The organism is Shewanella sp. 1180_01, assembly GCF_052850535.1.
This window is the reverse complement of record NZ_VXCT01000058.1, coordinates 1-23,363: the sequence shown is the minus strand read 5'-3', so window position 1 is coordinate 23,363 and position 23,363 is coordinate 1. Positions and strand designations below refer to the sequence as shown.

The following is a 23,363-nucleotide window of genomic DNA, read 5'->3' as shown; positions in this document are numbered from 1 at the left end:
TAGCCTAAGCCGAGTGCAATGTGTGAGGGGATTGTGGGGATGAATAAAAAATGGGCGCCGAATTGGGCGCCCATATTGTTTAGCTTTGATGATCCGTTTAATCGATTATTGCTGGGTCGTTGACGTCTGACCGTTCGCAAATAATGCCGCTACGTCTATGGCATCAAAAATGTATTTTGCGTGGCAATATTCGCAGCCCATTTCGATCTTGCCGTCTTCGGCGAGAATGGCTTCGATTTCCGCTTGATCTAAGGTCTTGATCGCGCCGGCACTGCGTTCATGGGAACAAGTACACTTAAAGCTCACATCGATAGGATCGAATAGGCGCACTTCTTCCTGATGATATAGGCGATGTAACACGCTTTCAGCGTCGAGTGTGAACAGCTCTTCGGCCTTGATAGTCGACGTCAGTTGGCTCAAGTGTTCGAAGTCTGGGTTGTGATCTTCTTTGCTTGGCAGAATTTGTAGGAACATGCCCGCCGCTTGTTTGCCGTCGGCAAATAACCAAATGCCTGTTGGTAACTGTTCAGATTGATTGAAGTATTCTTCAACGCAGGCCGCTAGCGTTGGCTTGTCGAGTGCGACCACACCTTGGTAGCGTTCACCTTCGTCGGGTGTTAAGGTGATGACCATATAGCCCTGACCGAAAAGATCGGTAAGGCTGGCATCATCGGCAAGTTCAGCATTCCAGCGAGCCACACCGCGTAACTCTTGTAGATTGTTACCGTTGATCACCGCTAAAGAAACAGGACCATTGCCCTGTAACTGTACGCTGATATCGCCGCTAAATTTCAATGTCGCCGTTAATAGTGAGGTGGCCGCCATTAATTCACCCAGTAATACTTGCAGTACGGCTGGATATTCTTGGGCGCTGATCACTTTTTGATAGCTGTCTTGTAACTGCACCAGTTCACCACGCACATCGGCATTGTCGAACAAGTAGCGGTGTAAAGTATCTTGGTTCATCGTGTATCTCACTGTTATAGGTCTTTAAAGCGCATGAGCTGGCGTCGTTGCTTTTTATCTGGTTTCTGATCGGGTATCGGGTTATTGAGCATGTTGAGACGTCGTTGCTCAGCATTTATGGCCCGTTTAGCCAGACTTGTCGCGGTTTCTTCGTACAATTCTTGTGCAATCGCACCACTTTGGCGTAATTGCGATAATTTTTTTATGACGATCTCTTTATCGTCATATCCTTGGCGTATCTTAAGGACGGCGCCTATCTCGGCATTCCTACTAGATTTGGCGCGCTGGCCGTTGTAATGTACTTTGCCGCCGTTAATCATTTCTTTGGCGATGGCACGGGTTTTATAGAAACGTGCAGCCCAAAGCCACTTATCGAGTCGAATGTCTGTTTTGTCGCTTTGACTTTGCGTCATAGTGTCTCCAGCTAAAAGATCGATGAGTTCACATGCCGAGCAAGAAAATGCGTGAAGTGCATTTCTATTATGTTAAAGGGTGGCGTGCTTCACACCCTTTTGTGGCGGGCAAAGTTAGCATAATTGGCCTATTTTCGCCAATTTGAATGCTGTTAAGGGCTTGTTGCCAAATGCAGCCTAGGTTAGCATGAGGCGGTTATTGCCTAATTATTATAATCAGAACAGAGACCTGTATCGAGGGTCCACATAAAATATGGATTTATTAGATAAAGTTATCGCAAAAGCCATTGGCATGCCCCATAAATCCCTAAGCCGGATCGTCTTCTGGTTGGGCTTTATTGTGATCATGTTGTTAGCTGCGCAAATTACATGGAAATTAGTGCCTACTAGCTCATCAGCCAGTGCTTGGTCCCCAACGCCCGTAAGCGTGAATGGCAAAGGTGCCGGTCAGGTTGATCTCGCAGGTCTGCAGCAGCTTGGACTCTTTGGTAAGGCGGATGCGACATCTGATAAACCTAAAGTCGAAGCAGTCGAGACTGTGACCGACGCACCTAAGACCACACTCTCTATTCAGCTGACTGGGGTTGTCGCATCGACAGCGGACCAGAAAGGCCTCGCAATTATTGAGTCAAACGGCAGCCAAGATACTTATAGCCTCGGCGATAAGATCAAGGGCACATCTGCATCACTCAAAGAAGTCTATGCCGACCGTATCATTATCACTAACGCTGGCCGTTACGAGACCTTAATGCTCGATGGCTTAGTCTATACCAGCCAAAGCCCAGCCAATCAGCAGTTACAACAAGCTAAGAGTAATAAGGCCGGCTCGGCAGTGAGCCGTGTTGATCAACGTAACAATGCCGATATTTCCCAAGAACTCGCCGAATCCCGCACCGAATTGTTAGCCGACCCCAGTAAGATCACCGATTACATTGCCATTTCACCCGTGAGACAGGGTGATTCTGTGGCGGGTTATCGTTTGAATCCAGGGAAAGACGCCAATTTGTTTAAGCAGGCGGGTTTTAAAGCCAATGATTTAGCCAAATCGATTAATGGATACGACTTGACCGTAATGAGTCAGGCGTTAGAAATGATGAGCCAATTACCCGAGTTAACCGAAGTGTCCATTATGGTTGAGCGGGAAGGACAATTGGTTGAAATCATGTTTAGTTTGCCGCAATAACACGCGTTAGAGGAAAGAAAAAGAATGAATAACAAAAGGATTCGACGCAAGCTGATTGCTGGGGTTGTTGCGGGTGCAGCCATGTTCTCCTCCCAATTCGCTTGGTCTGAACAGTATGCGGCCAACTTTAAGGGCACAGATATTCAAGAGTTTATCAATATCGTTGGTAAAAACCTGAATAAGACCATCATAGTCGACCCAACCATCCGCGGAAAAATCAACGTTCGCAGTTATGATCTGCTGAACGATGAACAGTATTACCAGTTCTTCCTCAACGTCTTACAAGTCTACGGTTATGCCATCGTCGAGATGGAAAATAACGTCATCAAAGTCATCAAAGACAAAGACGCCAAAACTGCAGCAATCCGAGTGGCTAACGATGCAGAACCAGGGATAGGCGATGAGATGGTCACGCGTATCGTGGCGCTGTATAACACTGAGGCCAAACAATTAGCTCCGCTGTTACGCCAATTAAATGATAACGCGGGTGGCGGTAACGTAGTGAACTACGATCCCTCCAACGTCTTGATGTTGTCTGGTCGTGCTGCTGTGGTGAACAAGTTAGTTGAAATTGTCCGCCGCGTAGATAAGCAGGGCGATACTTCAGTACAAGTGGTGCCGTTAGAGTTCGCCTCCGCCGGTGAAATGGTACGAATTATCGATACCCTTTATCGCGCCACGGCTAACCAATCTCAAATGCCTGGTCAAGCGCCGAAAGTGGTTGCTGACGAACGTATCAACGCTGTGGTTGTTAGCGGCGACGAAAAGAGCCGCCAACGTGTGGTCGAGCTTATTCATCGTCTCGATGCCGAGCAAGCCAGCACAGGCAACACTAAGGTGCGTTACTTACGTTATGCCAAGGCCGAAGATTTAGTTGAAGTGCTGACAGGGTTTGCCCAAAAATTAGAGGGTGATAAAGACCCAAGCGCTCAAGCTGCAGGTGGTAAACGCCGTAATGAAATCAATATCATGGCGCATACTGAAACCAATGCCTTAGTGATCAGCGCCGAGCCCGATCAGATGCGCACTATCGAGAGCGTGATTAATCAGCTCGATATTCGCCGTGCTCAAGTGTTAGTTGAAGCGATTATTGTCGAAGTTGCTGAGGGCGATAACGTTGGCTTCGGCGTGCAATGGGCGGCTAAAGCGGGCGGCGGCACTCAGTTTAATAACTTAGGCCCAACCATAGGTGAGATTGGCGCTGGTGTATGGCAGGCACAGGGTGAAAAAGGAAATACTGTCATTACCACAGACCCAAATACGGGTCAGAAAATTGAGACTAAAAACCCAGATAAGCGCGGTGATGTGACACTACTTGCCCAAGCTTTAGGCAAAGTGAACGGTATGGCTTGGGGCGTGGCCATGGGCGACTTTGGTGCCTTAATTCAAGCCGTGTCGAGTGACACTAACTCAAACGTACTGGCGACACCGTCGATTACCACCTTAGATAACCAAGAAGCGTCTTTCATCGTCGGTGATGAAGTGCCTATTCTGACGGGCTCTACCGCCAGTTCGAGCAACAGTAACCCATTCCAAACCGTTGAACGTAAAGAGGTTGGGGTTAAGCTGAAAGTGGTGCCGCAGATCAACGAAGGTAATGCGGTTAAGCTGACGATTGAGCAGGAAGTGTCAGGGGTTAACGGTAACACAGGGGTAGATATTTCCTTTGCGACTCGCCGTTTGACCACCACTGTTATGGCTGACTCAGGGCAAATCGTGGTTCTGGGTGGCTTGATCAACGAAGAAGTGCAAGAAAGCATACAAAAAGTACCGTTCTTGGGTGATATCCCCATCATTGGCCACTTATTTAAATCTTCTTCGAGCAAAAAGACCAAGAAAAACCTGATGATCTTCATCAAACCAACCATTATCCGTGATGGCATCACAATGGAAGGGATTGCTGGGCGTAAATATAACTATTTCAGAGCATTACAACTTGAGCAGCAAGAGCGTGGCGTTAACTTAATGCCAAATACTAAAGTGCCTGTGTTGGAAGAATGGAATCAATCAGAGTATTTGCCGCCAGAAGTTAACGCGATTTTAGAGCGTTACAAAGAGGGCAAAGGCTTAGATACTCAGATGCGTAAAACAGATCCGACTTTAAAGTCACTGGAAGAAAACAAGAATAAAGATAAAACCAATGAGTGAAATACAATTATCCCAAGTCGATGACCTCAGCCAAGTCTCCAATGAGCTAGGTCTGGAAGCTGAAGGTGATGAGGTGTTTCGTTCGAGCAGTAAAGAGCGCTTACCCTTTGCCTTTGCCCATCGCCACGATGTGGTGCTTGCGCCGGGTGAAACGGGCGAGTTAAGCTTGTTTTATACCAGCAAAACACCGTTAACGGCCATGCTCGAAGCACGGCGTTATTCGGGTGTCGATTTGCCTTTGGTTAAGCTCGAAGTCGCGAAGTTTGAGGCCAAACTCACTCAAGCCTATCAGGCGAACTCGTCTGAAGCGCAGCAGTTGATGGAAGACATTGGCAACGAGATGGATTTATTCACCCTTGCCGAAGAGCTGCCGCAGACCGAAGACTTGCTCGAAGGTGATGATGACGCGCCTATCATCAAACTGATTAATGCCTTGTTATCTGAAGCGATTAAAGAAGAAGCGTCGGATATCCACATCGAAACCTACGAGAAACAGCTCGTAGTGCGTTTCCGTATCGATGGTGTGCTCAAGGAAGTCCTCAAGCCAAACCGTAAGCTGTCGTCGCTATTAGTGTCGCGGATTAAGGTGATGGCGCGCCTCGATATCGCTGAAAAACGTGTGCCACAGGATGGCCGTATTTCGCTGCGTATCGCAGGTCGTGCGGTGGATGTGCGGGTATCGACCATGCCATCGAGCCATGGCGAGCGCGTCGTGCTGCGTTTGCTGGATAAAAATACCGGTAACCTCGATTTAGAACAACTGGGGATGACCGACGGTATTCGGGTTAAGTTTGAAGATCTTATTCGTCGCCCCCACGGCATCATTCTGGTCACTGGCCCAACGGGTTCGGGTAAAAGTACCACCTTGTATGCGGGTCTGACTGAGATCAACTCAAAAGACACCAACATACTTACTGTAGAAGACCCTATCGAATACGAGCTAGACGGTATCGGTCAAACCCAAGTTAACACTAAGGCTGACATGACCTTCGCCCGTGGTCTGCGCGCAATTTTGCGTCAAGATCCCGATGTGGTGATGATAGGTGAGATCCGTGACTTGGAAACCGCGCAAATTGCGGTGCAAGCATCACTCACTGGTCACATGGTAATTTCAACCCTGCATACCAACACAGCGTCTGGCGCGATAACGCGTTTGCAAGACATGGGCGTTGAGCCATTCCTCGTATCATCGAGTTTGCTCGGTGTGTTGGCGCAACGTTTGATCCGTACCCTTTGTCCAAAATGTAAAATCGAGCACGTGCCCGATGCGCGTGAGCGTGAGTTACTGGGCATAGCAGCCGATGACGACAGACGTATTTTCCGTGCCAATGGCTGTAAATCCTGTGGTAACAATGGCTACCGTGGTCGAACGGGTATTCATGAGTTATTACTGGTTGACGACAATGTCCGCGAATTGATCCATGGCGGCCGCGGTGAGTTAGCCATCGAAAAGTATATCCGTCAGTTTGTGCCGAGCATTCGTCACGATGGCATGAGCAAAGTGCTCGCGGGCATCACCACTCTCGAAGAAGTGCTACGTGTGACTCGCGAGGAGTAATTTATGCCAGCATTTGAATATAAGGCACTGGATGCCAAGGGAAAGCAGCTTAAGGGCGTAATCGAGGCGGATACCGCCAGACACGCCCGCAGCCAGTTGCGCGATCAGCGCATGATGCCCTTGGAAATTCTGCCTGTTTCCGAAAAAGAAGCCAAAGCTAAGAGCAGCAGCTTTTCGTTTTTCAAACGGGGTATCTCGGTCGCTGAATTAGCCTTGATCACCCGTCAAATCGCGACCTTAGTGGCCGCGGGTTTACCGATTGAAGAATCCCTCAAGGCCGTTGGTCAGCAATGCGAGAAAGATCGCCTTGCGAGTATGATCATGGCGGTACGTTCACGGGTGGTTGAAGGTTATAGTCTGGCTGATTCCTTGGCCGAATTTCCACACATTTTCGATGATTTATACCGTGCCATGGTGGCCTCGGGTGAAAAGTCCGGTCACTTAGAAGTGGTGCTCAATCGATTGGCGGATTACACAGAGCGACGCCAACAGCTTAAATCTAAGTTGACTCAAGCCATGATTTATCCTGCGGTATTGACCACAGTGGCGATTGGGGTGATTTCCATCCTGCTGGCGGCGGTGGTGCCAAAAGTGGTTGGACAGTTTGAACACATGGGCGCCGAGTTACCCGCTTCGACCCGCTTCTTGATTTCGGCCTCTGACTTTGTGCAAAACTACGGTGTGTTTGTGGTCATTGCCCTAGTGATGCTGTTCGCGCTCTTTCGGCGCATGTTAAAGTCGCCTGCGTTTCGAATGAAGTACGACAATTTTTTATTGAGCATGCCAGTTGTTGGCCGCGTGAGTAAGGGCTTAAATACGGCACGTTTTGCACGGACCTTAAGTATCTTATCCGCAAGCTCTGTGCCTTTGCTCGACGGTATGCGTATCGCCAGTGAAGTATTGCAGAATGTGCGTGTGCGGGCTGCAGTGGATGATGCGACTGCGCGGGTGCGCGAAGGAACTAGCTTAGGTGCGGCACTGACTAATACTAAGTTGTTTCCGGCAATGATGTTATACATGATTGCCTCGGGCGAAAAGAGTGGTCAGCTTGAGCAAATGTTAGAACGCGCCGCCGATAACCAAGACAGGGAATTCGAGGGTAACGTCAACATAGCTCTGGGGGTGTTTGAGCCTATGCTGGTGGTCAGTATGGCGTGTGTGGTGCTGTTTATCGTGATGGCGATTCTGCAGCCAATCTTAGCCTTGAATAACTTGATTAGCGGTTAATTTTTGAATTTATGGATTATGACCAAGTCGATTGGCATAGGATTTTTTAGGAGAAGTAGTCGATGCAAATGAACAAGAAACATCAAGGTTTTACCTTACTTGAAGTGATGGTAGTTATCGTTATTTTAGGGATTTTAGCCTCTATGGTGGTGCCTAACTTAATGGGTAACAAAGATAAAGCTGACCAACAAAAAGCGGTATCTGACATAGTCGCGCTCGAAAATGCCTTAGACATGTACAAGTTAGATAACGGCATCTACCCAACGACCGAACAAGGTTTAGAAGCCTTAGTGCAAAAGCCAACGATTTCACCTGAGCCACGTAATTACCGTGAGGATGGTTATGTAAAACGTCTGCCAGAAGATCCATGGCGCAATAAGTACTTGCTGCTTAGCCCTGGCGAAAACGGCAAGCTAGATATATTCACTGCAGGCCCAGATGGCCAACCAGGTACCGAAGATGACATCGGTAACTGGAATTTACAGAATTTCCAATAAGATGCTAAAGCTGCGCCACGCTGGTTTCACCTTAATGGAGGTGATGCTAGTGATCTTGTTGATGGGACTCACGGCCGCGGCCGTGACTATGTCTATCGGCAATTCTGGCCCACAACAGGCCTTAGATAGAACGGCGCGGCAGTTTATCGCTGCCACTGAAATGGTGCTCGATGAGACCGTTTTGAGTGGCCAATTTATTGGGATTGTGATTGAGAAAACCAGTTATCAGTTTGTTTTTTATAAAGACGGTAAGTGGGAGCCTTTGGATAAAGACAGGCTCTTGTCTGAAAAGCAGATGGAGCCGGGTGTCGTGATGAACTTAGTGCTTGATGGTTTGCCTTTGGTACAAGACGATGAAGAAGACGATTCTTGGTTTGAAGAACCACTGATTGAGCCCTCTGCCGATGACAAGAAGAAACATCCTGAGCCACAGGTCATGCTATTCCCGAGCGGTGAAATGAGCGCTTTTGAGCTGACGTTTATCGCCAAAACTGACAAAGGTCAGCAGGCCGAAGCGTTAGTGGTCGGCGATGCGCTGGGCAGATTAACCATAGGGCGCCCCGATGAAACGCGCTAAGGGCATGACGTTACTCGAAGTGATTGTGGCCCTTGCCGTGTTTTCGATTGCGGCCGTGTCGATCACTAAAAGTTTGGGCGAGCAGATGGCCAACATGCCAATTCTGGAATCGCGTACTTTGGCACAGTGGGTGGCCGATAATCAGATGGTTGATGCCAGACTCGAGCCGCAGTTTCCTGAAATCGGTAAAAAAGAAGGCCAAGTCGAACTTGCAGGAAAGGATTGGTATTGGCGTAAAGAAGTGGTGAAAACCACGGACGATAATTTTCGCATGATCCGGATTAGCGTGAGTGAAGACGAACGATATCAGCGTATTGCAGCACAAGTGAGCAGTTATGTCCTTAAAACTGACTAGTGTGCAGCGGGGATTTACCCTGCTAGAAATGCTGATCGCCATCGCGATTTTCGCCATGATAGGTTTGGCTTCTAATGCCGTGCTCAGCACTGTGCTGACCAACGATGAAGTGACGCGCGCTTTTTCTACTCGGCTTAAGGCCCTGCAGCAAGGCTTTGGTGCGATTGAGCGTGATCTCGCCCAAATGGTGGCGCGCACACCCAGATTACTCGAAGGGGGTCGAGGTTCGACCGTCTTCCAAACGGGCAATGATATCTTAGACTCGGAATCAGAAGCCTTAGTGTTTTACCGTTTAGGTTGGTTAAATCCCGACGGTTTATTACCGCGGGGCAGCTTACAGTCTGTGGCGTATGTGGTGCATGAAGGGCGACTGGAGCGTTGGTATTTTCCTTATCCTGAGCCTGAATTTGGTGCCGAGCCGATTAAGACAGTGGTCATAGATAAAGTATTGTCGGTGGAATATTCCTTCTTTATGGATGACAAGTGGGAGCGCAAAGTCGAGGCGACTAAGTTGCCTAAAGCGATCGCCATGGAAATTGAGATTGAAGGCTTAGGCAAGATCCAACGTAAGTTCTTGCTGCCACTAGGTGCTGCCGCACCTGACAAGTCCAAAGATGAAGACAATAAAGACGAAAATCCAGACGATGCTAACAAAGATAAAAACGGCTCAGGTAACGGCAATGGAACCGGAAATGGTTCCGGTGACCCAGATTCTGGCGATTCCGGAGACGGCGATCCAGACGCAGAGGGCCGCGAATGAGAACCCAATCTCGGTCTAAACAGCGCGGCGTTGCACTGATCGTCGTGCTCTTGATTGTGGCTATGGTGGTGATCATCGCGACAAACATCACTGGCCGTAATCAGTTATCTATGCGCCGAACCTTAAACTTGGCCCAGTACGATCAAGCCTATTGGTATGCAATTTCCGCCGAAGAACTGGCGAAGAAGATTTTAAAACAAGATTTAGATGACTCTGAAGGTCGAGTCCACAGGCAACAATATTGGGCCATGGCCGATGTGGTGTTTCCAGCGGAATACGGTGAAATCGCGGGCAAGATCACCGATATGCGCGCCTGTTTCAACTTAAATGCCTTGTCCGCGACCACGAAAGAGGTGGAAAACGGTCAACCTAAGCTGCCCTTGGCGGCGAAGCAATATAAGGCTTTGTTGGTGAGATTAGGGATGGACGACTTTAGTGCGGATCGCCTGACTCAGACCTTAAAAGATTATATCGACGAAGACATGACGGCCAGCCCCTACGGCGCCGAAGATGCAGAATATGAATCGCGTAATGTGCCTTACCGTGCGGCCAATACGCTGATGAATCATCGCAGTGAGTTACGCGCGGTGATGGGATACACCCAAGATATCTATTTGAAACTCTTGCCCTATGTTTGTGTGATCCCAGGCAATGATAGGCAATTGCTTAACGTCAATACAGTGGAAGTTGAGCAAGCGGCGCTGTTAGCTGGCATGCTCGATAATCAGATTTCGGTCGGCGAAGCTGAAAGCATTATCAACCAACGCCCCGGCGATGGCTTTGCCAAAATCGAAGATTTTTATGAAAGCTCATCTATGGGCTCGATCAAGTGGGAAGGTGCCATGAAGTCGAGTTTTGTCATCGATAGCCAATATTTTCTGTTGGCCTCGGGGGCGAAAGTCGATAACGCCGTGTTTAGAATGGAAAGCGTGCTCAAAAAGGGCGGCGGTAACAAAATGGAAGTGCTCACCCGTCATTTTGGTGGACAAAAATAATGGCAGTGCTCACCCGTCATTTTGGTGGACAAAAATAATGGCAGTGCTCACCCGGCAGAATCTGGTGGACAAAAATAATAGCAACGAGCTCAGTCACGCTTTCTTGACTGGGACTGGTGGAGAAAAACTGTGAGTGAACGGCTATTTATTCGCTTAGGCAGAACAGCAGAGCAAGCATGCTCTTGGCTCGTTTGGTCTGAGCAAGAACAGGAAATTATCGCCTCTGGCGAGCTCGCCAATGCCCAAGGTTTGTCGACCTTAACTGAGCGTGCGGGTAATCGTCCCGTCGATGTGTTAGTGCCCGCCGCGGCAATGACACTCACTAGCGTGCATTTGCCCGAAAAAGGCCAACGCCAAGCCTTGAAAGCCTTGCCCTTTATGCTCGAAGAAGCCTTAGCCGAGGACGTCGATGCCATGCATTTTACCGTCGGCCCGCGTGATGGCGATGCCTTAAGCGTGGTCGCCGTGGCCCATGAGCAAATGCAGACTTGGCTGAGTTGTTTGACCGAGGCGGGTTTAAAAGTGAAGCGCATCGTACCCGACTGCTTAGCCTTGCCACTGCAAGAGTGCCAATGGGCGGCAATGAATTTTGGTAATGAACTATTACTGCGTACCGGATTAGCCACGGGCCAGAGTTTACCTTTGCCTTGGTTACCGATTGCGCTGGAACAACTTAGGCCCGCACAGGGCGAAGTGTCTGTCGCCAGTTATACCGACATGCAACTCGAAGGAGTTGAGCTTAAGCCGCAGTCACTCGAGCTGCCTATGCTAGTGTTAGCCCGCGGTATTTTGCATGCGCCAGTTAACTTACTGAGTGGCGTTTACACGCCTAAGCGTGAATACAGCAAACAGTTGATGATGTGGAAGAGTGCTGCCATCGTTATCGCCATCGCGTGCGTGCTGGCCTTAGTGAATAAAGGGCTGACCATACATCAAGTCAATGGTCAGATTGCCGATCTTAAAGCCCAGAGCGAATCCATTTATCAGCAGCTGGTGCCGGGGAATTCGCGCATTGTTAACCTGCGTTCGCAGATGGAAAGTCAATTACGCGCATTGCAAGGACAGGGCAGTGGCGCCGAGTTTTTTGCCATGCTCGATGGTTTGCAGGATGCCTTTAAGCAAGTACCTGAACTTAAACCTAATAGCTTGAGATTCGAAAGCGCGCGTAACGAGATCCGCATGCAAGTGAGTGCGAAAAACTACGCGCAAATCGAGAAGTTTAAAGAGATCGTTGGGCGTCGTTTCCAACTCGACGGCGGCACTATGAACAGCGGTGAAGATCAAGTCACCAGTACCTTAACCTTGAGGAGCAAATAAGATGGATAATTTGCGGACTTGGTGGCAAGGGCTCGCATCGCGCGAGCAGCAATTAGTCGGTTTTGGTTCGGTATTCTTAGTCATAGGTATTTTTTATTGGGGTGTTTGGACGCCAATCGCCACTGCCGAGGCCGATGCATTACGTAACCTTACTGCACAGCAACAAACGTTGAACTATGTAAAACAAACGGCGAATAAAATTGCGGGTTTGAAGCAGAACGGTGCTAAACCGACTATGTCGGGCAGTTTAAGCTCAGTGGTTAACCAAACTGCGGGCAGTTATGGATTAGTGATTACTCGCATGCAGCCCCAAGGCGATAAGATCCAAGTGTGGATGGATGATGTTCCTTTTGATGCCTTGTTAGGTTATTTGAGTGAGTTAGTGCAGAAAAAAGGACTTTCACTCGAAAGTGTTGATTTGGCAGAGGCCGATGCCCCTGGCTATGTCAAAGTTAGACGTATCCAACTGTCGCAATAAATTAAGGTGTAGCTGTGAGTTTGATAAAAAAAGTCATCATAGGCGTACTGATTTATTTAGTATTTTTAGTCGTTCTATTTCCCGCTAAGATTGCGATAGCGTTAGCGCCATTACCTGCAAATATCAGTATTTCGGGTGTGAGCGGCAGTATTTGGTCTGGCAGCATAGAAACCTTAAGTATGCCGCAACGCCAGTTAGAACAAGTGCGTTGGGATCTCAGCCCTTGGGCCTTGTTGTTAGGTAAAGTGAAAGTTGATTTTCAAGTGGGCAGCCGTGCAACGCCTGTCAGTGCTAAGGGATTAATCTCTTGGTCTATGGGCGGCTTAAGTGCGCAGGGTTTGCGTTTCGAAGCGCCAGATAGCTTTTTACTCGGCAATGTAAAACTGCCCTTTAAAACCGAAATCTCCGGTGAAGTCAGCCTATTAGTCGAGACGTTAGAGCAAGGTAAACCTTGGTGCGAGCAGTTGTCTGGTAAGCTGTTTTTGAATCAAACCATTGTTAAAAACCAGTTTGGCAACTATCCACTAGGCAATATTGAACTTGGCCTGAGTTGCGTTGATGGCAAAGCGCAATTAGCCACAGATGAAGCTAAAAATCAGCTCGGCATCGTCGGCACTTTGCAGTTAGACGAAGGCAATATGGTGAAAGTAGCAGCTAAGATTAAAGAAACGGCTGAGCAACCAGAAGATATGCGTAAGTCACTGGGTATGCTAGGCAAACGCGGCAGCGACGGTTATTTCCCTGTGGTATATCAGGGGCGTATTCCTGGGTTATAGTGCTGTTTCAGCGCGCGATGATAGATCTGCATTATGATGAAAACGAAGGCACCTTAGGTGCCTTTTTTATTGTCTTTTTATCGTGTTAGATCATTGAGTAGTGAGTGATAGTCGGTAATCGCGGGGAAATCTTGAAAGACTTTGACTGGCTTTTTACTGTCTGGGTTAGCAATCCCCAATTGATGGCCTACGCCGGCAAGTTTAGCGGCCTTGAGTATGGGTTCGCTATCATCGATAAAGAGACAGCGACTTGGCTCAAGTTGAAACTTTTCAAATAAGGTTAGCCAAAATTGCGGATGCTCCTTGGGGTAACCTGTTTCGTGGCTGGAGATCATGGCATCGAGCCCTGTTGCTAGTTCGGTATGTTCAAGCTTTAGGGCGAGACTCTTAGGGTGGGCATTGGTCACCAGAATGCGCTGTTTACCCGCAGCGGCTAAGGCCGCTAAAAACGGCATACTGTCTTGGCGCAGCTGAATGCGATCGACCAAAGTGCGATGCAAACCCATAATGTCGAGTTGTAGCTGCTCCTTCCAATAATCGAGGCAGTACCAATCGAGTGTGCCGACGACTTTCTCATAGGCATTTACGACTAACTGCTGCGCTTCGTCGCTGCTCAGCCCCCGTTGTTTGCTTAATTCCTGCGGCACTAAATTCAGCCAAAAATGATTATCGAAGTGCAAATCCAATAGCGTGCCGTCCATGTCGAGCAGAACCGTATCGATAGTCTTCCAGTTAAACATTGGGTATTTCCTATTCTTTGCATGATGAACAACGCCTGCGATTGACGCATGAGCAGGGTAATTCTCAGTGGTCGCTATGATGATTATTCCCGTAACTTGTATGCTTACATCTTTGTGCTAGTCTTGGATGACTAATTATTTTTAGTCTGAAAATTAAGCGGTTGGATATGGATATCTGTTCTTTTGCCCTATTAGCTCAAGTTCCAAACTCCCTTAGTTTACAGCAAGAGCTGAATGCTTTGCTGCTGCAAGACTGGCTACCCCACGTAAATCAGCGTGATTATCGTCAAGGGGATCAGGGCGGTTGGGATGTGTTGCCTTTGCGCTGCGCCGCCGAGTATCAAACAGCACATCCTATCTTGCAAGCCTTCTCAATCTCTACACCGGATCACTGGCAAGATCTGCCTAGTCTCGAATCGAGCCCTGCATTATGCCGTTTTCTGCAATCTCTAGCCTGCCCAGTGAAATCCGTACGTTTGATGCGCTTACATGCGGGGGCTGAAATCAAACCCCATAGAGATCAAGGGCTCTGCCTAGAGCAAGGTGAGGCAAGACTGCATTTGCCACTGCAAACGAATGAACAACTCAATTTTTACGTGGACGATAAATGTGTACCTATGTAGGCCGGAGAGCTTTGGTATATCAATGCCGACCAAGTCCATTGGGTTGAAAATAAAGGGCAGGATGCGCGGATCAACTTAGTGATTGATTGCGAAGTGAATACTTGGTTAAGGGAGTTAATCGATGCTGCAAAGTTCAGAGCGTGAATTAGAACAGAGTTTGGATGTCGTCGCGTTAACTCAGTTTGCTAACGCGCTATTGCTGTCAACCTCGGCAGGGGAGTCTAAACGGCTAATCGATCCCATATTGGAGCAGTTATGCCAAATAACCGCGGTGGAATTGCACCCTGAGTATTTTTTGGATACTGAGGCGAGTATTACGCCTTTTGGTAAAGCTGTGTCGCTCACTACTGCGGCGCAGTGTGCTGAAGATCCTGAGCGTGGGCGAGTGTTTATTCAGGGCATTTATCAGGCCATACAGGATAAGTTGGCGCTAAATCCGCAACGGCCAATACAGATTTTGTATGCGGGTACAGGACCTTTTGCCTGGTTGTTATTACCTCTGCTGCCGCTGTTTTCTGCAAGTCAGATTCAAGTCTCCTTGCTCGACATTCACCCTGCCTCGTTAGATAAAGTCACCAAGCTTATTGAACACTTTGATTTAGCAGATCGTGTGTCAACGTATGTCTGCGCCGACGCCACAGTTTGGCAACCAGAAGCTGCAGTAAAGTTCGATATGATAGTCTCTGAAACCATGAAGCATCTGCTACAACAGGAGCCTCAAGTCCAGATATTCAGCCACTTACAGGCGTATCTTGCGGATGGCGGCGTGCTGATTCCGCAAAATATTGAGCTAGACGCTTGGCTTGAGTGTCGTACTGTGCAGGATTTTGTGGAGACGCATTATCTAGGGCCTTTGTTTGCACTCAACCTGCAAACTGCGCGCTTACTTGCCGATGGAGATCGTAGCTTCTTGGCTGGTACTTTACTGCTCCCCGATTTCAGCCCGAGTGCGGTAACGCTTAAGTTCACGACTTCCATTCAAGTCTATGGTCATTCCAAGCTGAGCGAAAACCAATCCCAACTCACTCTACCTCGATATCGACGTAAGCAATGGCTTAAGCCTCTTTCATGCCTTGCTTTTCGATATGAGCAGGGCGCTCATCCCGATTTTGTTTTTGATGTTATAGAGCAAAAACCAGTGCTGGTGTCGAGTGACGATCTGAGCTGCTTAGGCATTTATCATTTACAGCGGCTTTGGCAAAAGATACAGCTACGTAAGCGGGGAGTGCCATTCACTGAACGGGTAAATGAATGGCACTTAGATAAAACCTTGCTGGATCTTTGTGGAATAGGGCTAGAGCCGGGTCTAAGAGCTTTATACCAAAACGATCATCAGTCAGCTTTTGTTGCTTACATTCAGCAAATAGCCAAGCTGACAGCCGCGGATATTGCTGGAATTAATCAGCAATTAAGCACTATTTCCCATGGATTAACGCTTTCGCTCACAATGCCAGAAGTCGATGATTTAAATTCAATAGAGGTTGAAGACTCAAATCCGGCTGCAGTACTCAGCGAGTCACAACTCAATTTTTGGCGTAGTGAAGGCTACTTAGTGATCCCGCATGTGCTCTCGGCAGAGCAATGCGCCGCAACTCGAGATTTTATTTGGCAGCAGTTAGGTGCCAATGAACGAGATCCCATCACTTGGTATCAAGCTCATGCGTTTATGCAGAAAATAATGCTACAACTGTTTCGCCATCCGCAACTGGACGCGAATCGACAAGTCCCCAAAATCCGTCAAGTGTTTGAACAGTTGTGGCAGCGAACGGATTTAGTCATGACAACCGATAGAGTCAGCTTTAATCCACCTGAAACGCCAACTTGGCGTTTTCCCGGGCCAGATATGCACTGGGATATGCCACTGCAGCTACCCGTTGAGTTTGGCACTCAAGGGTTAATTTACTTAACCGATACCAGTGTTGACCAAGGCGCATTTTCTTGTGTCCCAGGATTTCATCTCAAGATAGAAGAATGGCTTCTCGAACAAAACAAAAAGCAAAACAAGACGGATATCGAGCTTCAGCAACAGGATTGGAGCAAGTGGCCTATTAAACCCATAGCCGCAAATGCAGGTGATTTAATCATTTGGCACCATGCCTTGCCCCATGGCGCAAGCCAGAATCGGGCTAAACTACCGCGTATGGTGCAGTACATTAACTTTTATCCTATGGCTTGCTAATGGTTGATTTTAAAGAACAACAGCAACGTTATTGGCAATTGTTGCATCAACCAGAGTCATTGTTTTTACTGCATCGAGCGAATGATGTAGAGCATTTTATCGCGCTGATGACGGATTTTCTTGCTTGGCCAGAGCTTAGTTTGGAACACATGCTCGCATTTATTGCTTTGCAGCAAGATAGCTTTATTCCAGATTTAGATCGCTTCAGTCAAGCCTGGTTCCCTTGTCGTTATCACTCACAACATAAAACGGTGAGTTGGGTTCCCGCATTTCATAGGTTATCTAAACCCTTCTTAGAGGACGATATCAGTGATGCTCGTCGTTGTTTGCTCGCCAGTTTTATCCAACCTAAAACCTTGCTCGAACCCCTATTATCCCAACGCGAAAGTTTGCCTATCGTAAATCCAAGTTTGATGATTTTTCACTGGTCGCGTTGTGGTTCGACGCTAGTGTCGAGCAGCTTTGCCCTGCTAGAAACTTGCCGAGTGCTCTCTGAATCTATGCTATGTAGCGATGTTATGCATGATGACCATTGGCCTTTGGCACTAAAACCTCAGCTCGTCGATTTATGCTTAAGACTACAGGGGCGATTGAGGCTGGGCGAGCGTGAGTTAGTGATCAAGTGGAATGCATGGGATCTGGCTTGCTGGCCGATGTTGCTCGAACTTTACCCTAAGAGCCGAGTGTTATGCTTGATACGCAATCCTAAGGATATTATTGCGTCTCATCAAAGAGTTGCTGGGAGGCATATGGCTGGAGGGCAAAGTTTACTTCCAACTGGACTGCATACTCAACAGATGGAAAATACGGATACTGAGCCTAGCTTAGATGAATTTCGTACCACCGTTTTACAGTATTTAGCGCAATTATCTGTCGCTTTACATCAATCTTCTCGAGCTATTCTACTGGATTATCATCAATTAAAAGATTTTAAACCCACAACATTCTCTACCATCTTAGGATGGCCATTATCTGAAGGTGAGATTGAGCGCTGGCAACACCATTGGCATTTTGATGCGAAACAGCAGGGGCAACTATTTACACCTGTTGTTTCAAATGAGCCCGTCCCAATCCGTGAATGTCAAAGCCCATCGTGGCAGCAATTATTAATCACCTATAACCAACTTTTGCAGCGTTTATACTGGGATAAAAGGCATGATGCTAGGTGAGTTAAATCTACCAATAGGCTTGAGTGTTAAAGCTGCTAATACAAATGACGACCCATTTATGGCACAGCTTTTTTATTCTACAAAAACGCTTTTTTATGAACTTGGTTTACCCAGTGAAGTCGTTGAAATCATGCTGGAGCAACAATACCGACTACAGCAAGCCTCTTATCGGGAACAATATCCAAATGCCAACACTTATATCTTGTTTTATCACCAGCAAGCCGTAGGGAAGGTGATGCTCGATATCAGTGAGTATAGGATTCATCTTGTTGATTTTATTATCATACCAAGTATGCGGGGACGCGGTTTTGGTTCGGCCATTTTAGCGGCCATTAAGCAAGAAGCGACGAAACGCCATTTACCAGTCGGTTTATCTGTGGAGAGTGAAAATACTCAAGCTAAAAAGCTCTATCTACAGCATGGGTTTAAGCTCGAAAGTTACTCTGGCGCCTATGAATCTATGCTATGGCGTTAAGTGGAGAGTGATAATTTACACTGATTTATTTTTGTACAATTGTGTTTATTGATTTTTAATGTATGTTTAATTGTAATCAATTTGTTTTGTTTTGTTTTGTTTTGTTTTGTTTTTGATTTAAGCTATCTAGATAGTCCTCTCATCGTGTGATGTGGATGATGTTGTAATCAGCAAAAGGAACTCGCTGTCGATTAAATGTCGTGAGTAATCATTTCGTTGAAAAACGTTAAATAGACAAAATCGTGATTTTAAGGAGAAAAACAATGTCTGATCCATTTATCGGTCAAATCTCTATGTTCGCTGGTAATTTCGCTCCCCGTGGTTGGGCCTTTTGTGATGGGCAATTATTGTCCGTCTCGCAAAACTCTGCGCTTTTTGCAATTCTAGGCACCACATATGGTGGCAATGGCCAAACGACTTTTGCACTGCCTAACCTGCAAGGGCGTGTGCCTGTGCATCAAGGCCAAAGCCCTGGCATGAGTCAATATAACCTTGGACAAACGGGTGGGACTGAAAATGTGACATTGACTGCCAATGAATTACCCGCGCATGTTCATTCCGTGGCACTAAATGGAACAGGAAATACGAGCGTTGCATTGGGAGCTTCCTCCGCTAACGGTAATACCGCTATTCCAGGGCCAACCACGGTACCCGCCAAAGTGGTTAGTGGGCTAACTGCTCTCAATGCTTTTAGCAATACTGCACCAGACACCACACTGTCGCCTGCGACAGCCACCACAACGGTTAACGTAAATGGAAATACTGGTATTGCCGGTAATAATATGCCTGTGCATATCGTACAACCTTACCAAGTTGTTAATTTCATTATTGCTCTTGAGGGCCTTTTCCCTTCTCGTAATTAAATCTGAAACAATATGGTTTAAATCTGTAAGTGCAAATGCGCGCAAGGATTGTGCGCTACTTGTATTTAAAACAAGCTAATTTAGGGGATGTGTCATGCTGCAACATGCTTACAAAATGATTCATGCTTTTAAGCATATTATGACTAGATTCTGTCATTCTTATTTGAAAATGTTCATTGTAGGCAGTTTTTTTGCGATGACCTCCCTCTATGCTAGCGCACAAAACCGTTCTTTTGACTTTACAACTGGTGATACCGTAACGCTGACAAATGCGGGATCTGCGCTAACTAATCGAACAACATTTACACTGGAGTTTTGGGCCAAATTTACTAACGTCAGTGGGACCATCAATTTAGTGGATTTCACTGGCGGTGCTGATGCAGGTGGCCTCATCTTGAACTCAAGTAAACTAACTGTCGATCTTGAGTGTGATTTTGGTTGCCTGACAGAAAGTAATGTTTTGTCGTTAAGCACAGGAACCTGGTATCACATTGCAGTTGTATTTGATAACGGGACTTGGGATTTTTATGTTGATGGTATCGCACAGGGAATAAACGTTTTAGATCAAGGCGCCCGTAGTAGCGTTCCTAATTATACGGGATTTGGAGTAAACAATCTTGTGTTTGGGTTGCAGAACCACGGAGCGGTAGATGATTTCGTCGGTAGTATCGATGATATACGTATGTGGAGTAGTGCGCGCACGCAAGTGCAAATTCAAAATAACCGCAGTATCGAGTTGGTAGGCAATGAATCCGGCCTGCTGGGGTATTGGAAGCTGAATGAAGCCAGCGGTACGACAGTCAACGATAGCCAGACTAATTCCTCCATGTTAACAGGTACTAGCAGCGGTATCGGGTATAACGCAACGGGTGCATTTGTTACCGATTCTGTCGCCCCTACAGTAAGCTCTATCACAGCCAGCACTGCAAACGGTACTTACAAAGTCGGGGATGTTATTAGTGTAGAGGTTAATTTTGATGAAGCAGTATTGGTGACTGGTACACCTCAACTCACACTTGAAACAGGCACCACTGATCGCACCATTAACTACGCCAGCGGTAGTAACTCCAGTACGTTAACATTCAATTACACCGTTCAGTCTGGCGATACTTCGGCCGATTTAGATTATGTTGCTACCAATTCATTGATGCTAAATAGTGGCACTATTCGCGACGCGGCAAGTAACAACGCCACCTTGACCTTGCCTTCTCCCGGTACCGCAAACTCTTTGGGTGCGAATAGAAATATCATTATCGATGGCGTGGCCCCGACGGTTTCATCTGTTAATGCCAGCACCGCGGACGGTACTTACAAACTGGGCGATGTCATTAGTATTCAAGTCAACTTTAGCGAAGTGGTCAGCGTCACTGGTACCCCGCAACTAACGCTGGAGACGGGTACAACTGACAGAACTATTGACTACGTAAGTGGTAGTGGTTCCAGTACGCTGACATTCAACTACACCATTCAGTCCGGCGATACGTCCAGTGACTTAGATTATGCCGCCACTAACTCCTTGGCATTGAATAGCGGAACCATCCGCGATGCCGCTACTAACAATGCGACCCTCACATTGGCGTCCCCTGGTGCAGCTAATTCACTGGGCAATAATAAAGCGCTGGTAGTGGACGGCATTGTGCCCTCGGTGACGAGCACCGCACCTTCTGGTGGTGCAGTATCAACAGATACCAGTGTTGATTTCACCGTTAACTTCAACGAATCAGTCAACAATATTTCTATCGATGATTTTGCCTTGGGTACTACCGGTGGCGCGACTGCCACTATAGTCAGCGTCTCCGCGAGTTCAGGCTCCAGCGTGAATGTGACAGTGAGCGGTATTACGGGTAATGGCACCATCAAACTCAACCTGAATGCATCGACCAATATCAGCGATGCAGCGGGTAACGCTGGCCCTGCAGCCTATACCAGCGGCTCAACTCATACAGTGGCTATCCCGACAGCCCCAGATGCTCCTACTATTGGCGCTGCAACGGCAGGTATTGGGCAAGCCTCTGTGGCTTTTAGCGCACCTGCAAATAATGGCGGCGCTGCCATAACGGGTTATACAGTAACATCTAACCCTGATGGCATTAGTGCTGGTGGTAATGGATTTACAACTTCTCCGATAACGGTAACAGGCCTAACAAATGGTACGGCTTACACCTTTACTGTGACGGCAACTAACACCATTGGAACAAGCTCTGCATCAGGTGCTTCAAATTCAGTAATACCCAAAGTTAACCAGACAATTACTTTTGCTAATCCGGGGGCGCAAAATTTCGGCACTAGTCCGACGTTAACTGCAACATCAGATTCATCGTTAATTGTCAGTTTCAGTTCATCGACACCAGCAGTTTGTACGATTACGAGCAGTGGAACCCTGACCTTTTTGTCAACGGGTTCCTGTACTATCGATACAGATCAGAGTGGTAACGCGAGTACCAATGCTGCAAGCGCTGTAAGTCAAACCTTTATGGTGAATGCCGTAGTGCCAAGTGCCCCTACGATTGGCACCGCAACGGCAGGGAATGCCCAGGCATCGGTTAACTTTACTGCGTCCGCAAGTAATGGTGGTGCTGCAGTTACTAGCTATACAGTTACGTCCAACCCCAGTGGTTTTACCGGTACGGGCGTGGGTTCACCCATTTCGGTGATAGGATTAACCAATGGAGTGGCTTATACCTTCACTGTTACCGCGACTAACTCGGCGGGTACAGGTGCTGCATCAGCAGCATCTAATTCCGTCACACCGGCATCACCGCAGACAATTACCTTCGCCAATCCAGGGGCGCAGAATTTTGGTACCTCGCCAACCTTGACTGCGACATCAGACTCAGGATTAACCCCGACCTTTACTTCATCAACCACAGGAGTGTGTACTATTTCTTCTGGCGGGTTATTAAACTTCGTTTCCGTGGGTACTTGCACTATCAATGCCGATCAAGCGGGCGATAGCAGCTATTTGGCAGCGACGACTGTCAGTCGCTCATTTAGTATCAGTGCGGTTGTACCGGGTGCGCCAACTGCAGCGAGTGCGACTGCTGGCGATACTCAAGCCAGTGTGACCTTTAGTGCGCCAATTTTTACCGGTGGTGCAGCTATTACTGGTTATACAGCAACGTCAAATCCCGGTGGCTTCACTGGGGTGAGTGCTAGCTCACCGCTGACAGTAACTGGTCTTACTAATGGTGTAGCATATACATTTACCGTCACGGCTACTAACTCGGTGGGGACGGGAGCCGCTTCTACTGCAACTAGCTCTACCACGCCTAAAGCGATACAAACCATCACTTTTGCAGACCCTGGTGCTCAAAGTTTTGGTACCGCACCGACGCTCATTGCGTCAGCAAGCTCAGGCTTAACAGTGACTTTTACATCATCAACTACAGGAGTTTGTACTATTACCGCTGGTGGCGCCTTAACGTTCGGTAGCCCTGGCACCTGTACCATTGATGCGAATCAAGCGGGAGATGGCAGTTACTTAGCTGCGGCTCAGGTAAGTCGCTCATTCACTGTGAATGCTGTCGTTCCAGGCGTGCCAACCATAGGAGCGGCTAGTGCAGGTGACAGCCAAGCGAGTGTGAGTTTTACCGCTCCGATATTCAATGGTGGTTCGTCAATCACGGGGTACACAGTGACCTCAAGCCCAGGTGGTTTCCACGCTTCGGGGGCAGCTTCCCCTATTACAGTCACTGGGCTTGCAAACGGTAGTCCTTATACCTTTAGTGTCGTAGCAACGAACGCGATTGGCAGCAGTAGTGCGTCAGTGGCGAGTAACTTGGTAACGCCAAATGGCGCCCCAGTCATTAGTGGTACGCCGACCTTAAGTGTTAATCAAGATGTGTCGTATCAGTTTACGCCTACAGCGTCTGACTCTGTGGGAGATGTACTTAGCTTTAGTATTGCTAATAAACCTGCATGGGCGACATTTAACACAACAACAGGAACGCTGTCAGGTACTCCCTCTAATCAGGATGTTGGTGTAACTAACGGGATTATTATCAGTGTTTCTGATGGTGCTTTGTCTGCGAGTTTACCCGCATTTAATTTAAGTGTAGTGAACA

The 23,363-nt window shown here is 47.7% G+C and carries 20 protein-coding genes and 1 pseudogene; 18 read left to right on the top strand and 3 right to left on the bottom strand.

Translation table 11 applies throughout. The annotated features are described in order from the left end of the window. Positions 1 to 105: 105 nt before the first annotated feature. Together hslO and hslR are read right to left on the bottom strand one after the other, a co-directional pair. A complete protein-coding gene (gene hslO, locus FW758_RS20775) occupies positions 106 to 966 on the bottom strand; it encodes an Hsp33 family molecular chaperone HslO (RefSeq protein ID WP_446446388.1) in 861 nt (286 codons plus the stop codon). A 14-nt stretch (positions 967 to 980) separates the two neighbouring features. Continuing rightward, positions 981 to 1,379: a ribosome-associated heat shock protein Hsp15 gene (hslR, locus tag FW758_RS20770; RefSeq protein ID WP_259483934.1), complete on the bottom strand. Its 399-nt coding sequence runs from the start codon at positions 1,377 to 1,379 to the stop codon at positions 981 to 983. 253 nt (positions 1,380 to 1,632) lie between these two features. Between hslR and gspC the strand changes: the two genes are divergently transcribed. From gspC to FW758_RS20710, 12 genes are all read left to right on the top strand, one after another. After that, positions 1,633 to 2,562, top strand: coding sequence for a type II secretion system protein GspC (gspC, locus tag FW758_RS20765; RefSeq protein ID WP_446446387.1), 930 nt, complete (start codon positions 1,633 to 1,635; stop codon positions 2,560 to 2,562). A 24-nt stretch (positions 2,563 to 2,586) separates the two neighbouring features. Continuing rightward, on the top strand, positions 2,587 to 4,710 hold the full coding sequence (gene gspD, locus FW758_RS20760) for a type II secretion system secretin GspD (protein WP_446446386.1): 2,124 nt from the start codon (positions 2,587 to 2,589) through the stop codon (positions 4,708 to 4,710). Then, the gene (gene gspE / locus FW758_RS20755; protein ID WP_006083647.1) at positions 4,703 to 6,268 is read left to right on the top strand and encodes a type II secretion system ATPase GspE; all 1,566 of its coding nucleotides are present in this window, start codon (positions 4,703 to 4,705) and stop codon (positions 6,266 to 6,268) included. Before gspD ends, gspE begins: the two co-directional genes overlap by 8 nt. A 3-nt stretch (positions 6,269 to 6,271) precedes the next feature. Continuing rightward, positions 6,272 to 7,495: a type II secretion system inner membrane protein GspF gene (gene gspF, locus FW758_RS20750; protein WP_006084929.1), complete on the top strand. Its 1,224-nt coding sequence runs from the start codon at positions 6,272 to 6,274 to the stop codon at positions 7,493 to 7,495. A 62-nt stretch (positions 7,496 to 7,557) separates the two neighbouring features. Beyond that, complete coding sequence (gene gspG / locus FW758_RS20745; RefSeq protein WP_006083645.1) at positions 7,558 to 7,992, top strand: type II secretion system major pseudopilin GspG; 435 nt, start codon at positions 7,558 to 7,560, stop codon at positions 7,990 to 7,992. Position 7,993: 1 nt separating this feature from the next. Beyond that, positions 7,994 to 8,569 carry a type II secretion system minor pseudopilin GspH gene (gene gspH / locus FW758_RS20740; protein ID WP_011848173.1) on the top strand — a complete coding sequence of 192 codons (576 nt, stop codon included), beginning with the start codon at positions 7,994 to 7,996 and terminating at the stop codon, positions 8,567 to 8,569. Beyond that, positions 8,556 to 8,924, top strand: a complete 369-nt coding sequence (gene gspI, locus FW758_RS20735) for a type II secretion system minor pseudopilin GspI (protein ID WP_006083643.1) — start codon at positions 8,556 to 8,558, stop codon at positions 8,922 to 8,924. Before gspH ends, gspI begins: the two co-directional genes overlap by 14 nt. Further along, positions 8,905 to 9,684: a type II secretion system minor pseudopilin GspJ gene (gene gspJ, locus FW758_RS20730; RefSeq protein WP_006083642.1), complete on the top strand. Its 780-nt coding sequence runs from the start codon at positions 8,905 to 8,907 to the stop codon at positions 9,682 to 9,684. Before gspI ends, gspJ begins: the two co-directional genes overlap by 20 nt. Then, on the top strand, positions 9,681 to 10,679 hold the full coding sequence (gene gspK, locus FW758_RS20725) for a type II secretion system minor pseudopilin GspK (RefSeq protein WP_446446385.1): 999 nt from the start codon (positions 9,681 to 9,683) through the stop codon (positions 10,677 to 10,679). Before gspJ ends, gspK begins: the two co-directional genes overlap by 4 nt. Positions 10,680 to 10,808: 129 nt before the next feature. Continuing rightward, a complete protein-coding gene (gene gspL / locus FW758_RS20720) occupies positions 10,809 to 11,996 on the top strand; it encodes a type II secretion system protein GspL (protein ID WP_006083639.1) in 1,188 nt (395 codons plus the stop codon). Between the two features lies 1 nt (position 11,997). Next, positions 11,998 to 12,474 (top strand): type II secretion system protein M, encoded by a 477-nt coding sequence (locus FW758_RS20715; RefSeq protein WP_006083638.1) that lies wholly within the window; start codon positions 11,998 to 12,000, stop codon positions 12,472 to 12,474. A 14-nt stretch (positions 12,475 to 12,488) separates the two neighbouring features. Further along, positions 12,489 to 13,250 carry a type II secretion system protein N gene (locus tag FW758_RS20710; protein WP_446446384.1) on the top strand — a complete coding sequence of 254 codons (762 nt, stop codon included), beginning with the start codon at positions 12,489 to 12,491 and terminating at the stop codon, positions 13,248 to 13,250. 77 nt (positions 13,251 to 13,327) lie between these two features. On the opposite strand, the gene yrfG is transcribed toward FW758_RS20710, so the two are convergent. Further along, positions 13,328 to 13,990: a GMP/IMP nucleotidase gene (gene yrfG, locus FW758_RS20705; protein WP_446446383.1), complete on the bottom strand. Its 663-nt coding sequence runs from the start codon at positions 13,988 to 13,990 to the stop codon at positions 13,328 to 13,330. A gap of 167 nt (positions 13,991 to 14,157) precedes the next feature. Between yrfG and FW758_RS20700 the strand changes: the two are divergent. From FW758_RS20700 to FW758_RS20675, 6 genes and pseudogenes are all read left to right on the top strand, one after another. Beyond that, a pseudogene (locus FW758_RS20700) lies at positions 14,158 to 14,757 on the top strand (aspartyl/asparaginyl beta-hydroxylase domain-containing protein). Next, positions 14,735 to 16,792, top strand: a complete 2,058-nt coding sequence (locus FW758_RS20695) for a phytanoyl-CoA dioxygenase family protein (RefSeq protein WP_446446382.1) — start codon at positions 14,735 to 14,737, stop codon at positions 16,790 to 16,792. Before FW758_RS20700 ends, FW758_RS20695 begins: the two are co-directional and overlap by 23 nt. After that, positions 16,792 to 17,961, top strand: coding sequence for a hypothetical protein (locus tag FW758_RS20690; protein ID WP_446446381.1), 1,170 nt, complete (start codon positions 16,792 to 16,794; stop codon positions 17,959 to 17,961). Before FW758_RS20695 ends, FW758_RS20690 begins: the two co-directional genes overlap by 1 nt. After that, positions 17,948 to 18,436, top strand: coding sequence for a GNAT family N-acetyltransferase (locus tag FW758_RS20685; protein ID WP_446446380.1), 489 nt, complete (start codon positions 17,948 to 17,950; stop codon positions 18,434 to 18,436). The genes FW758_RS20690 and FW758_RS20685 overlap by 14 nt, the downstream gene beginning before the upstream one ends. Positions 18,437 to 18,699: 263 nt before the next feature. Beyond that, the gene (locus FW758_RS20680) at positions 18,700 to 19,299 is read left to right on the top strand and encodes a phage tail protein (RefSeq protein WP_347098752.1); all 600 of its coding nucleotides are present in this window, start codon (positions 18,700 to 18,702) and stop codon (positions 19,297 to 19,299) included. Positions 19,300 to 19,393: 94 nt separating this feature from the next. After that, a partial coding sequence (locus FW758_RS20675) for a beta strand repeat-containing protein (RefSeq protein WP_446446379.1) occupies positions 19,394 to 23,363 on the top strand: 3,970 nt, incomplete at its 3' end.

Excerpts from the sequence above, each read along its gene's own strand:
- hslO (WP_446446388.1), bottom strand. The coding sequence starts at position 966 with ATGAACCAAGATACTTTACACCGCTACTTGTTCGACAATGCCGATGTG.
- hslR (WP_259483934.1), bottom strand. The coding sequence starts at position 1,379 with ATGACGCAAAGTCAAAGCGACAAAACAGACATTCGACTCGATAAGTGG.
- gspC (WP_446446387.1), top strand. The coding sequence starts at position 1,633 with ATGGATTTATTAGATAAAGTTATCGCAAAAGCCATTGGCATGCCCCAT.
- gspD (WP_446446386.1), top strand. The coding sequence starts at position 2,587 with ATGAATAACAAAAGGATTCGACGCAAGCTGATTGCTGGGGTTGTTGCG.
- gspE (WP_006083647.1), top strand. The coding sequence starts at position 4,703 with ATGAGTGAAATACAATTATCCCAAGTCGATGACCTCAGCCAAGTCTCC.
- gspF (WP_006084929.1), top strand. The coding sequence starts at position 6,272 with ATGCCAGCATTTGAATATAAGGCACTGGATGCCAAGGGAAAGCAGCTT.
- gspG (WP_006083645.1), top strand. The coding sequence starts at position 7,558 with ATGCAAATGAACAAGAAACATCAAGGTTTTACCTTACTTGAAGTGATG.
- gspH (WP_011848173.1), top strand. The coding sequence starts at position 7,994 with ATGCTAAAGCTGCGCCACGCTGGTTTCACCTTAATGGAGGTGATGCTA.
- gspI (WP_006083643.1), top strand. The coding sequence starts at position 8,556 with ATGAAACGCGCTAAGGGCATGACGTTACTCGAAGTGATTGTGGCCCTT.
- gspJ (WP_006083642.1), top strand. The coding sequence starts at position 8,905 with ATGTCCTTAAAACTGACTAGTGTGCAGCGGGGATTTACCCTGCTAGAA.
- gspK (WP_446446385.1), top strand. The coding sequence starts at position 9,681 with ATGAGAACCCAATCTCGGTCTAAACAGCGCGGCGTTGCACTGATCGTC.
- FW758_RS20715 (WP_006083638.1), top strand. The coding sequence starts at position 11,998 with ATGGATAATTTGCGGACTTGGTGGCAAGGGCTCGCATCGCGCGAGCAG.
- yrfG (WP_446446383.1), bottom strand. The coding sequence starts at position 13,990 with ATGTTTAACTGGAAGACTATCGATACGGTTCTGCTCGACATGGACGGC.
- FW758_RS20695 (WP_446446382.1), top strand. The coding sequence starts at position 14,735 with ATGCTGCAAAGTTCAGAGCGTGAATTAGAACAGAGTTTGGATGTCGTC.
- FW758_RS20690 (WP_446446381.1), top strand. The coding sequence starts at position 16,792 with ATGGTTGATTTTAAAGAACAACAGCAACGTTATTGGCAATTGTTGCAT.
- FW758_RS20685 (WP_446446380.1), top strand. The coding sequence starts at position 17,948 with ATGATGCTAGGTGAGTTAAATCTACCAATAGGCTTGAGTGTTAAAGCT.
- FW758_RS20680 (WP_347098752.1), top strand. The coding sequence starts at position 18,700 with ATGTCTGATCCATTTATCGGTCAAATCTCTATGTTCGCTGGTAATTTC.